Source organism: Novosphingobium sp. UBA6272 (assembly GCF_002440635.1).
GTDB lineage: Bacteria > Pseudomonadota > Alphaproteobacteria > Sphingomonadales > Sphingomonadaceae > Novosphingobium.
The window spans coordinates 1-12,002 of sequence record NZ_DJUW01000032.1; the positions used below are offsets into that span (position 1 = coordinate 1).

The 12,002-nt window shown below is 67.5% G+C and carries 13 protein-coding genes; 5 read left to right on the forward strand and 8 right to left on the reverse strand.

What is annotated here, in order from left to right; translation table 11 throughout:
• The 5 genes from B2V17_RS14795 to B2V17_RS14815 all read right to left on the reverse strand — a co-directional run.
• A partial coding sequence (locus B2V17_RS14795; RefSeq protein ID WP_292998976.1) for a chromosome segregation SMC family protein occupies positions 1 to 2,299 on the reverse strand: 2,299 nt, incomplete at its 3' end.
• A gap of 30 nt (positions 2,300 to 2,329) precedes the next feature.
• Entirely contained in the window at positions 2,330 to 3,082 is a 753-nt protein-coding gene (locus tag B2V17_RS14800; RefSeq protein ID WP_292998978.1) for a thioredoxin domain-containing protein, read from the reverse strand.
• A gap of 100 nt (positions 3,083 to 3,182) precedes the next feature.
• Positions 3,183 to 3,893, reverse strand: coding sequence for a DsbA family protein (locus B2V17_RS14805; RefSeq protein ID WP_292998980.1), 711 nt, complete (start codon positions 3,891 to 3,893; stop codon positions 3,183 to 3,185).
• Positions 3,893 to 4,561 carry a thioredoxin domain-containing protein gene (locus tag B2V17_RS14810; RefSeq protein WP_292998982.1) on the reverse strand — a complete coding sequence of 223 codons (669 nt, stop codon included), beginning with the start codon at positions 4,559 to 4,561 and terminating at the stop codon, positions 3,893 to 3,895. The genes B2V17_RS14805 and B2V17_RS14810 overlap by 1 nt, the downstream gene beginning before the upstream one ends.
• A gap of 15 nt (positions 4,562 to 4,576) precedes the next feature.
• Entirely contained in the window at positions 4,577 to 5,113 is a 537-nt protein-coding gene (locus B2V17_RS14815) for a DUF721 domain-containing protein (protein ID WP_292998984.1), read from the reverse strand.
• Positions 5,114 to 5,142: 29 nt separating this feature from the next.
• On the opposite strand from B2V17_RS14815, the gene B2V17_RS14820 reads away from it, so the two are divergent.
• The 5 genes from B2V17_RS14820 to B2V17_RS14840 are packed head-to-tail and all read left to right on the forward strand — an operon-like array spanning position 5,143 to position 9,908.
• Entirely contained in the window at positions 5,143 to 6,183 is a 1,041-nt protein-coding gene (locus tag B2V17_RS14820) for an A/G-specific adenine glycosylase (RefSeq protein ID WP_292998986.1), read from the forward strand.
• Positions 6,184 to 6,185: 2 nt separating this feature from the next.
• Positions 6,186 to 7,520, forward strand: coding sequence for a serine hydrolase domain-containing protein (locus tag B2V17_RS14825; RefSeq protein WP_292998988.1), 1,335 nt, complete (start codon positions 6,186 to 6,188; stop codon positions 7,518 to 7,520).
• Positions 7,517 to 8,398: an NAD(+) diphosphatase gene (nudC, locus tag B2V17_RS14830; protein WP_292998990.1), complete on the forward strand. Its 882-nt coding sequence runs from the start codon at positions 7,517 to 7,519 to the stop codon at positions 8,396 to 8,398. Before B2V17_RS14825 ends, nudC begins: the two co-directional genes overlap by 4 nt.
• Positions 8,395 to 9,084, forward strand: coding sequence for a DsbA family oxidoreductase (locus B2V17_RS14835; RefSeq protein WP_292998992.1), 690 nt, complete (start codon positions 8,395 to 8,397; stop codon positions 9,082 to 9,084). Before nudC ends, B2V17_RS14835 begins: the two co-directional genes overlap by 4 nt.
• Positions 9,081 to 9,908 (forward strand): SDR family NAD(P)-dependent oxidoreductase, encoded by an 828-nt coding sequence (locus B2V17_RS14840; protein ID WP_292998994.1) that lies wholly within the window; start codon positions 9,081 to 9,083, stop codon positions 9,906 to 9,908. The genes B2V17_RS14835 and B2V17_RS14840 overlap by 4 nt, the downstream gene beginning before the upstream one ends.
• On the opposite strand, the gene B2V17_RS14845 is transcribed toward B2V17_RS14840, so the two are convergent.
• The 3 genes from B2V17_RS14845 to B2V17_RS14855 all read right to left on the reverse strand — a co-directional run bounded on the left by B2V17_RS14845 (position 9,862) and on the right by B2V17_RS14855 (position 11,820).
• Positions 9,862 to 10,635 carry a DNA-binding domain-containing protein gene (locus tag B2V17_RS14845; protein WP_292998996.1) on the reverse strand — a complete coding sequence of 258 codons (774 nt, stop codon included), beginning with the start codon at positions 10,633 to 10,635 and terminating at the stop codon, positions 9,862 to 9,864. The two genes, B2V17_RS14840 and B2V17_RS14845, sit on opposite strands and share 47 nt — an antisense overlap.
• Positions 10,632 to 11,462 carry a DUF692 domain-containing protein gene (locus B2V17_RS14850; RefSeq protein WP_414690822.1) on the reverse strand — a complete coding sequence of 277 codons (831 nt, stop codon included), beginning with the start codon at positions 11,460 to 11,462 and terminating at the stop codon, positions 10,632 to 10,634. The genes B2V17_RS14845 and B2V17_RS14850 overlap by 4 nt, the downstream gene beginning before the upstream one ends.
• A 70-nt stretch (positions 11,463 to 11,532) precedes the next feature.
• Positions 11,533 to 11,820, reverse strand: a complete 288-nt coding sequence (locus B2V17_RS14855; RefSeq protein WP_292999000.1) for a hypothetical protein — start codon at positions 11,818 to 11,820, stop codon at positions 11,533 to 11,535.
• Between the last annotated feature and the right edge of the window lie 182 nt (positions 11,821 to 12,002).

Below are 12,002 nucleotides of genomic sequence, written 5' to 3' on the forward strand. Positions count from 1 at the left end.
CGGCGAGGGCCTGATCGTGCGCGGCCAGCCCGGCGGTGGCGCTTTGCAGGCCCTGGCGCGCGGCATCGTGGCGGGCCTGCGCGGCGGCAAGCTGGGCGCGGCCGGTTGCGGGATCGGGCAGTTCGGCGCGGCGAGCCTCGGCGGCCTTGCGCTCAGCCTCGGCCTGTCCGCGCTGTTCGGCCAGATCGCTGGCGCTGGCAGCCAGTTCGGCCCGCCGCGCTTCGATCCGGGCCTTGGCCGCCTCAGCCTGGTCGAGCGCGCGCAATGCGGCGCGTTCGGCATCGGCGGCAGCGGCCAGTCCGCGTTCGGAAGCAATCACGCCCAGTTGCAGCTCGCTCAGCTCGGCGGTGACAGCCTGAGCCCTCGCTTCGGCAGCCTCGGCCGTGCTGCGCAGCGCCGGCAATTCGGCCTCAAGCGCGGTCAGCCGGTTCTCGGCCTCAAGCCGGGCGGCTTCGGCGGCGCCTTCGCCCTGGCTCACGAATCCGTCCCAGCGGCGGATCCGGCCGCCTTTGGTGACCAGCCATTCGCCGGGGCCCAGCGCGCGGCCATCGTCGGCGTCGGCCACGTGGACCAGGGCCAGCCGGGCCTTGAGCTCGTCCGGGCACTGGCTGACATGCGCGGCGAGGCTGCCGGCCACGGCGGTAGGTGCCTCAGCGCCGGTCCAGAACCGCCCGTCGCCCTGCTGCGCCGGGCCGAGCGGTGCCTTGGCATCGCGCCCCAGCACCGCCGCGAGCGCGCGTTCATAGCCCGGCGCGGCGCGGACCGCGTCAAGCGCGACCCTGCCATGCTTTCCGGCGGCCTGCTTCGCCCGGGCATCGCGGTCGCGGACCAGCGCGCCATGTTCGCGTTCCACCCCCGCCAGTTCGGCCCTGGCCGAGGCGAGCGCGGAAGACGCTTCATCACGCGCCGCCTGCAGCTCGGACTTGCGGGCTTGCTGCCCTTCCAGCGCGGTGCGCGCCGCGGCCAGCGCAGTCACTGCGGCATCGCGCGCCTGCTCGGCTCTTGCCAGCGCCTCGAGCGGATCGCCTTCGCGGGTCAGGCTATCGGCCAGCTCGGCCTGGCGGCGGGCTTCGGCTTCCAGCCGCGAGAGGCGCTGCTGGGCCTGCGAAAGCTCGGCATCGGCGACGCGCCATTCGGCTTCGACCCCGGCCTGGGCGGCGGTGGCATTGGCGAGGGCGATTTCGGCTGCGCGCAGGTTGCGATCGGCATCGTCGAGCGCGGCGGCGATGACCGGGCGGCGCTTTTCATCAGCGACCAGCGCTTCTTCGCCATCGGCCAGTTCACGCTCGAGACGAGCCAGCGCTTCGGCGGCATCGCGGGTCAGCCGGTCGGCATCACCGCGGTCTTCCTCCAGCCGTTGGTGCTGACGGTCGAGATCCTTGAGCTTTTCCTCGGCGGCTTCGAGCTGACTGGTCAGCTGGGCCATCCGGTGGCCGTGCGCGCCGGCGTCGTCGCGCCGATCAGCAAGTTCGTCGCGCGCTTCGGCCAGGGCATTGGCGGCGGCGTGCTGCGCGTCCTGTGCCGCCTTCATCGCCGCTTGCGCTTCGGCGACGCGGGCTTCGGCCCCCTGCGCTTCGGCGCGGGCCGCTTCGGCCGCGGCGGCGGCATCGCGCCAGCGGGCGAAGATCAGCCGGGCCTCGGCCACCTTGATCTTGTCGGACAGCGCTTTGTAGCGTTCCGCCGCGCGGGCCTGGCGGCGCAGCGAGCCGATCTGCGCGTCGAGCTGGCCCATCAGGTCTTCAAGCCGGGCGAGATTGGCCTCTGTCGCGCGCAGCTTCTGCTCGGCATCCTTGCGGCGGACGTGCAGCCCGGCAATCCCGGCCGCTTCTTCCAGCATCATCCGGCGCTCGGCCGGCTTGGCCGCGATCACCGCAGCGATCTTGCCCTGGCTGACCAGTGCGGGGGAGTGCGCGCCGGTGGCGGCGTCGGCGAAGACCAGACTGACGTCCTTGGCCCGGACATCGCGGCCATTGACGCGGTAGGCGCTGCCCGCCCCGCGCTCGATCCGGCGGACGACTTCGAGTTCGCTGTCGTTGTCCCCGGTGTCGCAATGCAGGACCACTTCGGCGAAATCGCGCGGCGGGCGGGTGGCGGTGCCGGCGAAGATCACGTCTTCCATCCCGCCGCCGCGCATCGATTTGGGCGAGCTTTCGCCCATCACCCAGCGGATCGCCTCGAGCAGGTTGGACTTGCCACAGCCGTTGGGGCCGACGACCCCGGTCAGCCCGGGTTCGATGCGCAATTCAGCCGGCTCGACAAAGCTCTTGAATCCAGAGAGCTTGAGCCGCTTGATCCGCATCGTGCCGGTCCGTTCCCCCCGTGGCCCGGCTTAGCGGGCCCCGGCGTTCTGCAGCGCCAGCTTGACCACCGGCCAGGTGTTGCCTTCGATCTTCGCGCCGTTGAGGAAGAAGGTCGGCGTGCCGGTCACGCCCATTTCGCTGGTTGCCTTGTTGGTGGCATTGGCCAGCGCGGTGGCCTTGGTAATATCGGCGGTACAAGCCGCACCCTGGGCCTGCGCGATGCCGCGGCTGGCGAAGAACTGGTCCATCCCGCCGGCCTTTGCAATTGCCCCAAAACGCTGCTGCGGAGGCAGTTCGCCAGCGGCCTGGAACTGCGCCTGGTTGGCCTTGAGATTGTCGAACATGGTGGGCTGGAAGGCCCAGAACTGATCGGCCAGCGGGATCACCGCTTCGGGTGCGCCGCAGGTGGCGAGCAGCGTTGCCGGGACATCGAGCGCGTTGAGCATGAAGAAGCGCAGTTCATAGCTGACTTTGCCGCTGGCGACGAAATCGGCGAGCAGCTCCTTCGAACCGGTTTCAGAGAATTCGGCACAGTGCGAACAGCTGAGCGCGCCATATTCCATCAGTTTGATCGGCGCGTTGGGGTTGCCCATCTTGTAGCCGCCATCGGCGGTCACCGCTACCACGTCGGTCCAGGCCTTGCCGGCCGGCGGAGCGACCGCCGCGACCGGTTCACCCTTTGGGGCGTCCCCGGCGGGCGATGCAGGTTCGCTCTTGCAGGCGGCGAGCGCCAGCGGGGCAAGGGCAAGGGTCAGGAACAGGCGGGTGCGCGTGGGAAGCATGGCGGGTCGTTTCCTTGGTGTTCGAGTCGGGAAAGCTAGCCCGGAACGGGCAGACGAAGAAGCGGGCAGGTTCGGCCCCCCGCGCTTCTCCACAGGTGAATCAGCGCGCGGCGGCGGCCAGCAGGGGCTGCAGGCTCTGCCAGTCGTAAACCTCTTGCAGCTTGCCGTTGATCAGGAAGCTGGGGGTACCCTGGACGCCGATCTTGGTGCTGGCTTCCTGGGTCTGATCGGCCAGCTTCTGGGCGAGGGCCCGGTTGGAGAGGCACTGGTCGAGCTGGGCCGGGGTATAGCCGCGGCCGAGCATCAGCTGGTAAAGGCCCATGTCCTGAGCCACGGCCTTCATCCGGGGCGCGAATTCCAGCGTGGCCCAGCGCTTCTGGGCTTCTTCCGGCGGATTCTTGAGCCAGCTGGACTGCGCAGCGAGGATCGCGTGGTGATTGCCAGAAAACTTCGCATCGGGGCCGCACTGGGCCAGCAGCGTGGCCGGAACGTCGACGACATTGCGGAAGAACGGCCGCACTTCCACCGCGACCTTGCCCTGGCGGACCGGACCGGTGAACAGCGGGCCCTGGCTGTCATGGGCGTAATGCGCGCAGTGCGGGCAGGTATAGCTGATGAATTCGACCAGCCGGACCTTGGCGGCGGGATTGCCGAACAGGTGGTTTCCGGCCGGAGTGCGGGTCAGCTTGGCGTCCCAGGCTCCCTTGGCGGGCTTGGCCTTGGCGGCGGGCGCGGCAATCCCCGGCGCGGCAACAACGAGCGCGGTGGCGGCAAGGGTTCCGGCGATGGCGGCGGCAAGAAGTTTGGTCATTATCTCAGGCTTTCGTCCAGTTGCGGGCGCAGCGCGGCCCAGTCATGGGTGTTCTCTAGCAGTTTGCCGTTGATTGAAAAACCGGGAGTTTTGGCAATGCCGGCGGAAAGGGCCAGCTGCGATGCGGCGGACAGCCGGGCGGCCAGTGCCTTGTCATTGAGACAGCGTTCCACCTGCTGGCGATCGTATCCGCGCGCTGTCATTATGTCATAGAGCTTGAGGTCGGCGGCAATTGCGCGGTTGCGGGTGCCGAGATCGGGATGCTTCCAGCGCTGCTTCTGCGTTCCCGTGGCATAGGCAAGCGGTGCCATCCATTTGCTCTGGCCGCGCAACAAGGCGTTGTGGTTCATGAAGAAATTGCGCGGATCGCCGCAGCTGGCGAGCATCGCCGTGGTCAGGTCGACCGGGCTGTCGGTCAGCAGCCGGACCTCGATCGCGATCCGGCCCGAGGGCAGGTAGGCGAGGCCGAGCACCCCTTCGGATTGCAGGTTGTACGCCGCGCATTCGCGGCAGGTGTAACGGACATATTCGGTCAGCCGCACCGGCGCCTCGGGATTTCCGACCAGATGCCCGGCATCGGCGGTGAAGGCGATCGTCCGGGTCCAGCCGCCGGGCGGGGCCGCGGCAAGCGCCAGTCCGGCTCCCACGGCCAGCAGTGCGGCTTTCAAACCCGGCTTCAATCCCTAGTCCCCGTCTTCATCGCCCAGGTTGCGGGCCAGCGATTCCAGCACCGTCCGCAGCTCGGCATCGCCGATGTCGCGCAGGCTGTCGCCCAGTTCGACCGGAATCGGCCGCAGCGAGGGCGGAGCCACGGCGGGTCTTTGAGCAGGCGGTGGATTAACCGCGCCTTGCCGAAGCTTGATCCGCGCCACCGCCTTGTAGCCGAAGAAGCGGTTCACCCGCTCGATGATCTCGGGCGTAACGTGGGAGATAAACGGCGCGTGGGCCGGAACCACGACCAGTTCGAGGATCCCGTCGCTCTTCTCGCCGGGAGGAAAGCGGATCGCCTCGGGCATGCAGACCCGGGCGTGGCGTTCGCCGACGATTTCGCCCCAGCGAGTCACCACGCTGGACTGGATGAAGCCGAACTTGCGAAAGGCGGTGCGGCCGATTTCGGGCATCAGCTCACCGATCGGGCGGGTCGCGCTCCCCCGCGGGCGTTCATAGCGGCGAGCGCCGGCCGTGGGCTTCTTGCCCTTCTTGTCTGCGTCCCGTTCCATTGCGCCTTTGCCAATGCCATAGGCGGCACATGGAAGCCACCGCCAAACGCCTGCTGGACTGGTACGACGCCAACGCCCGCGTCCTGCCGTGGCGCGCCCCGCCGGGCGCACCGCCGCCCGATCCCTACCGGGTCTGGCTTTCCGAAGTGATGCTGCAGCAGACCACTGTAGCGGCAGTCGGACCCTACTTCGCGAAGTTCCTGGCGCGCTGGCCGACCGTGAAAGACCTCGCCGCAGCCGAGGATGCCGATGTGATGGCGGCCTGGGCCGGGCTGGGCTATTACGCCCGCGCCCGCAACCTGCTGGCCTGCGCGCGGGCCGTGGCGGCGCGGGGCGGGACTTTTCCCGATAGCGAAGCCGCCTTGCGCGAACTGCCGGGGCTGGGGGCCTATACCGCCGCCGCTGTCGCTGCGATTGCCTTTGACCGCCGCGCCATAGTCGTCGACGCCAATGTTGAGCGAGTGGTGGCGCGGCTGTTCGCGATCGACGAGCCGCTGCCGGCGGCGAAGGCGGCGATCCGTCAGCGGGCCGAGCAGCTAACCCCCGATGAGCGGCCGGGCGATTTTGCCCAGGCGATGATGGACCTCGGTTCGGGCATATGTACGGTCCGAGGGCCACGCTGCCTGCTCTGCCCGCTGAGCGAGCTGTGCACGGGGCGCCGCGAAGGGGCGGAGCGCTTTCCGGTCAAGCCGGCCAAGACCGCCAAGCCGCAGCGCCGGGGACGGGCCTTCTGGATCGAGCAGGACGGCAAGGTCTGGCTGGTCAAACGCGCCGACAAGGGCATGCTCGGCGGGATGCGGGCACTGCCTGACGATAGCTGGTCGGCGCGCGGCGATGGAGCAGCCGATCCGCCGCTGCCGGACGCGTGGGAGCCGCACGGCAACGTCCGCCATTCATTCACCCACTTCGATCTCGATTTGCAATTGATGCTTTATTCGGGATGCGATTGGGCTAGGCTGGCGGCACAACAGGGCGAATGGTGGCCGGTGGCAGAGCTTGACCAGGCGGGGCTGCCCACACTGTTTGCCAAGGCGGCGCGGCTCGCGCTGGCCCAAGACCGGGAGAATTGAACGTGTACCAGATCGAAGACCTGGCGCTTTCGCGCCGCAACCTTCTTCGCGGCAGCGCCTGGCTGGGAGCCGGTGCGGCGCTGTCGGCGCTGCCACTGGCCGAGGCGCTGGCCAAGGCCAAAGCCGCCCCGCGCGCGATCGATGCCGATTGGCCGGCGGTGACGGCGATGCTCGACAAGTACGTTAGCCAACGCAAGGTCGCCGGCATGGTTGCGGCGCTCGGTTGGGGCACCGCCGCTCCCGGCTATATCCGCCGCGGCAAAGAAGGCTTCGACGATCCCGATGCGGCGGCCGAGCAGAGCCTGTTCCGGGCCTATTCGCAGACCAAGCCGGTGACCGGCATGGCGGCGATGCTGCTAATCGAGGAAGGCAAGCTGCGGCTCGACCAGCCGATCGCCGATTTCGCGCCCGAATTTGCGAAAATGAAGGTGGCAATTGATCCGGACAAGGGATTGGACGCCAAGCCGACCGATCAGCTGATCACCGTCCGCCACCTGCTGACCCACACTGCTGGCCTTGGCTATGCCGGGGTTGGCAAGAATAAGCCGATCACCCGCGAGCTCGAGCGGCTCGGGCTGGTCCCGGCAATCGTCACCACCATGCCGATCCCGGGAATCGGTACCAGTGTGCCGGTCCCCGAGCCCGACGAGTTTCTGCGCCGTACCGCCAGTGTGCCGCTGGTCGCGGAGCCGGGCAAGGTCTGGCGCTATTCGATGGCGCTCGACGTGCTGGGGATCATCATTCAGCGGGCCGCCGGGGCCAAGAGCTTTGCCGCGTTCCTGCAGGAACGCTTGTTCGATCCGCTCGGCATGGCCAGCACCTATTTTCACGTACCGGGTTCCGCAACGGCGCGGCTGACCACCAATTATGGCTTGCTGGGCTCCACTCCGTTGCCGATCGACAAGCCAAGAAACTCGATCTACCTGAAGCCCACGCCCTTTGCCTATGGCGGCTCCGGTCTGGTCACCAGTCCGGCCGACTTCGACAAGTTCCTGGCGATGATCGTCAATGGCGGGCTGCATGGCGGCAAGCGGATCATGAAGGAGGCGACGGTTCGGCAGGGCACTTCCAACCTGCTCCCCGAAGGCGCGGACCTGTCTGGCACCTGGGTCGCTGGCAGCCATTTTGGCGCCGGAGGGATCGTTGGCACCGGGGCCAACGAGGGGCTCTACGGCTGGTCGGGCGCGGCTGGCACGGTCGGGATGTGCAACACCAAGCTGAAACTGCGGACCGGGCTTTATGTCCAATATATGCCGCAGGACCGGCTGCCGATCCTGGCTGAATTCCCCAAGGCGGTCGGGTCCGATTTGCAAGCCGGAAAGGGCAAGCCGGCGTGACCATTGGCGCGATCGCCTTTGCCGGATCGGGGCTCGACCGGGCCGATCATATCCGCGCCGATGCGGATAGGCTGGCCGCGCTGATGGACTGGCGGGCCCGGCTGCTCAAGCTTGACGGTCTCGATCCGGTGTTCTCGCCCGAAGGCGGGCTGGAATGGGGCACCTTGGCCGATGCCGATCCCGAAAGCGAACTGGTCTTCCTCGGCCTGGTCGCGGGCAAGGGCTGCTTTGCGGAGGTCGCACCCAGGCTGCTGGGCAGCGTGGCGCCGGCCAATCCGCGGTTGTGGGCGGCGATGGGCAGCCTCAGCCATGAGGAACTGGCGACTTACGGCACCGCGCGCAGCCTGGTCGATTGGCATGCCCGCCACCGCTATTGCGCCCGCTGCGGCAATCCCACGGTACTGGCCAAGGGCGGCTGGCAGCGCAACTGCACCAACGATGTCTGCAAGGGCGAGCATTATCCCCGGGTCGATCCGGTCACGATCATGCTGGTCGAACATGACGGCCGCCTGCTGCTCGGCCGCCAGCCGCGCTTTCCGCCGCGGCGTTTCTCGGCGCTGGCGGGCTTTGTCGAACCCGGTGAAAGCATCGAGGAAGCCGTCGCGCGCGAAGTGCTGGAAGAGGCAGGGGTGGCGGTCGGAGCCGTGTCCTATGTCGGCAGCCAGCCCTGGCCATTCCCCTCCAGCCTGATGATCGGCTGTTATGCCCAGGCGCTGGACGATGTGCTGACGATCGACCGGACCGAGCTGGAAGAGGCCGACTGGTTTACTCGCGCCGAAGTCGAAGCGGCGATGCGCGGGGACGAGGACGGCCGCTTCATCGCCCCGCCGCCGCAGGCGATCGCCCATCACCTCCTGAAATGGTGGCTTGCCCAATGACCAGCCCAGCAAAACTGACGATCGACATCTATTCGGACGTGATGTGCCCATGGTGCATCATCGGCTATGCCCAGCTGCAGAAGGGCCTTGCTCTGCTGGAGGGTGAGATCGAGGCCGAGGTCCGCTGGCTGCCGTTCGAACTCAACCCGGATATGCCGCCCGAAGGAGAAGGGCAGAGCGAGCACATCGCCCGCAAATATGGCCGGACGGTGCAGGAAGCCGAGAGCAACCGCGCCCGCCTGCTCGAGATCGGTGAGCGGGCCGGTTACTCCTTTGCCTGGAGCGGCGAGGGCGAAGCCCCGCCCGCGATGATGTGGAACACCTTCGATGCACACAAGCTGCTGAAGTGGGCGCTGATCGAAGCCGGGGCCGAGCGGCAGACCGCACTGAAGCGCGCGCTGTTCGATGCCCATTTCCAGCAGCGGCGAAAGCTGGGCGATCCCGAAGTCCTCGCCGATGTAGCTGCCTCGGTCGGGCTGGACCGGACCAAGGCCCGCGCGGCGATCGACGATGAAGTGCTGGGCCAGCTGGTCCGCCGCGAGGAGGCCCAGGCCTGGGACATGAACATCAGCGGCGTCCCCGCGATGCTGGTCCAGGGCAAGTACCTGATCCCTGGCGCGCAGGAGCCTGAGGTTTACGCCAATGCGCTGAAGCGGGTGGCGATGAAGGAGGGTCTGGCGGCATGACCGAGGCCCTGACCGTTTCCGCCGCAGTTATCACCGGCGGGGCGAGCGGGATCGGGCTGGCCGTATCGGAAGAACTGGGGCGGCGCGGTGCGGCAGTAATGCTGGCGGACCGCGACGGGGATGCTCTGGCTGAGGCGGGCGCCCGGTTGAACGATGCGGGGATCAAGGCGCTCGGGCAGGTTTGTGACGTCGCCGATCTGGCCTCGGTCGAAGCCCTGGCCGAAGCTGCCTTCGCTGCGTTCGGGCAGGTTGATCTGGTGTTCAACAATGCCGGTGTCGGCGGCCCGCGCGGCAAGCTGTGGGAAGTCGATCCGGAGGTCGCGCGTGCGCATTTCGACATCAATTTCTGGGGCGTCTGGCATGGCTGCCGCGCCTTCGCCCCGCGGCTCGCCGCGCAGCAGTCGCCAAGCGCGATCTACAACACCGGCTCGGAAAATTCGCTGTTCTGCGCGGTTCCGCACACCGCCGCATACATCGCCGCCAAGCATGCGGTGCTCGGCCTGACCGAAAGCCTGCGCGAGGATCTGCCCGGCCACGTCCATGCCGGCCTGGTAATCCCCGGTTGGGTCCATACTGCAATCGGCCCCGATGCAGTGATGCGCAACGGCATGGCGGCAAGCCGGTTCGCGGAAATCATCGTGCCGCAGATACTGGCCTGCGAACGGTTCGTTGTTGCCCACGCCTACAATGTCGTCCGGATCCACGAACGGATCGACGCGCTCTATGCGGCCTTTGCGGAACACGCCCCGCGCTATGACGGGGACGACGAATACGACGTCAGGTCAGTGATCGCGAAGCTGCGTCAGGAACGGCAAGGTCAGTAGCCGCGTCAACCGAGAAGGCTGAGAAAAGGCCGTCCGTCAGCCAGGCTGCCAGCCACCGGCCAAGCTGGTCTGGATCGCATTCGGACGCGGCCTGACCGAACGGCAATCCGTTCGAGAGATTGTCGAGCACCGCGGCTTCCTCCTGATCGATCAAGCGGAAACGCGGCCGAAATTGCTGGCGCCAGACAATCAGGACTTGCGGTTCGGTGGTGTCCACCCCTTCCACGGGGGTCCCAACGTCGCTCAACGAATGCCATAATCGGGCAAGATCGTGGCGAGTCGGCCGTGCGGCGAAGCCGGCGGCCATCGTGAAGCGGATCTCGGCCCAGTCCGGGTCGGCAAGTCCCGCTGCGCCGAGCTGGGCGGCGGTGAGCTCGGATCGGTCCGGCGCCGCGAAGGCCTGCTGCATGTGCCATTCCAGCCAGGCCAGCTCGGCCACTTCGGGGTCTTCGGCAAACAGCGTTTCGAGCGCTTCGGAAAAGCGGTCTCCAAAAGCGTCGAGTGTCCAATTCGAGGGCGGGTGGGCGAGGATGTAATGCGCGGCGGCCGTGTCGAACAGGTCCTCGCCAACCCAGCGGCGAGTGCGTTCAAAGCTGATCGCCAGTGCATCGCTCAGCCGGGCGCGATAGGCGTTGCGGTAGATCGCCATGCCCAGCGAAGACGGCGGCGCATCGTCATCCGCCGCGATCTCGGCCAGGAAGCTGCGCTGGGTGTCGATCAGGCTCATGCCGGCAGCCTGGCGGCGCTGCGCGCCTGATCGAGTTCGGCCAGCAGCTCTGCCAGTGGCGGGATCGCGTCATCGCGTTCGATCATGGTCGCGCAAGGGCCGAACAGCCGCACGGCCTGAGCATAAAGCTCCCAGACTTCGGCGCGCACAGCAGCATCGTGGGTGTCGATCAGCATGCTTTCGGGTCCGGCACTATGCCCGGCGAGGTGGATCTGGCGGACCCGGTCCGGCGGGATCGCTTGCAGGAAAGCAGCGGGATCGAAGCGGTGATTGACGCTTGTGACATAGACGTTGTTGACATCGAGCAGCAGATAACAGCCGGTCCGCTCAGCCATGGCGGCGAGGAATTCCCATTCGGTCATCGTGCTTTCGGCAAAGCTGACATAGCTTGAAGGGTTCTCGATCAGCAGCGGTCGTTCCAGCACGTCCTGCGCGAAAGTCAGGTTGGCGCAGAAGCGGTCGAGCGCTTCCTCGGTATAGGGCAGCGGCAGCAGATCGTGCGAATTGTGCGCATCGATCCCGGTCCAGCAGAGATGGTCCGACAGCCACAGCGGATCGATCTGGCGGGCCAGCGCCTTGAGCTCGGCCAGATAGGCGCGATCGGGCCCGCGGGCCGAACCCAGCGACATCGAGACGCCGTGCATGATCACCGGATAGCGCTCACGCACCGCGCGCAGGGTGGCGAGCGGTCGGCCGCCGCAGGCCATGAAATTCTCCGAGATGATCTCGACGAAATCGACCGGTTGCTGCTCCGCCAGGAAATCGGCGTGATGTTCCTTGCGCAGGCCCAGGCCGAAGCCGGTGAACGGGTCGATGGTCTGGTTCATGGTTGGGAGCATCCAGAAGGGGTGGCCCGGCGGGCGGGGTGGGGGGCTGGGACCCGCCGGGCCGGGGGGCTTACTGGCCGATGTCGCCGATCGTGCCGCCACGCTTCAGGCACTGGCCCGCGGCCATCGCCTTGAAACCGTGACCCTTGCAGGCGTTCATGCCCTTGCAGTCGTGCTCGGTGGTCTTGCAATCGGCGGTGCCCTTGCAGCTGTTGACGCCGTAGCAATGGACGGTGTCGGTGCCGGCAAGCGCGGCGCCGCTGCTGCCTGCGGGGGCGGGGGCGGCCTGGGCGGCGGCGGACAGGGCGACGGCAAAGGCGGCCGAGGCAATCGCGGCGCTGGTCTTGAAGGTAAGCATGGGGGGACTCTCCTGAGGTTCGGTTCTGCCAGGATGGCATCGGCTGGTTCGCCAGCACGGCGCGCGCGGTTACAGCGCCGCTCAAAAAGTTTTTTCCGCGTCACTTTGTAACCGGGTGCGTCCCACCTGCGAATTGACCGGCAGAGCGCCCGTCTGGCGGTGCTCGCTTGTTGAAGGAGAGA

What these genes read in the sequence shown, in the direction of transcription:
- B2V17_RS14805 (WP_292998980.1), bottom strand. Translation starts at nt 3,893, where the DNA reads ATGACCAAACTTCTTGCCGCCGCCATCGCCGGAACCCTTGCCGCCACC.
- B2V17_RS14815 (WP_292998984.1), bottom strand. Translation starts at nt 5,113, where the DNA reads ATGGAACGGGACGCAGACAAGAAGGGCAAGAAGCCCACGGCCGGCGCT.
- B2V17_RS14840 (WP_292998994.1), top strand. Translation starts at nt 9,081, where the DNA reads ATGACCGAGGCCCTGACCGTTTCCGCCGCAGTTATCACCGGCGGGGCG.
- B2V17_RS14820 (WP_292998986.1), top strand. Translation starts at nt 5,143, where the DNA reads ATGGAAGCCACCGCCAAACGCCTGCTGGACTGGTACGACGCCAACGCC.
- B2V17_RS14835 (WP_292998992.1), top strand. Translation starts at nt 8,395, where the DNA reads ATGACCAGCCCAGCAAAACTGACGATCGACATCTATTCGGACGTGATG.
- B2V17_RS14850 (WP_414690822.1), bottom strand. Translation starts at nt 11,462, where the DNA reads ATGAACCAGACCATCGACCCGTTCACCGGCTTCGGCCTGGGCCTGCGC.
- B2V17_RS14855 (WP_292999000.1), bottom strand. Translation starts at nt 11,820, where the DNA reads ATGCTTACCTTCAAGACCAGCGCCGCGATTGCCTCGGCCGCCTTTGCC.
- B2V17_RS14845 (WP_292998996.1), bottom strand. Translation starts at nt 10,635, where the DNA reads ATGAGCCTGATCGACACCCAGCGCAGCTTCCTGGCCGAGATCGCGGCG.
- B2V17_RS14800 (WP_292998978.1), bottom strand. Translation starts at nt 3,082, where the DNA reads ATGCTTCCCACGCGCACCCGCCTGTTCCTGACCCTTGCCCTTGCCCCG.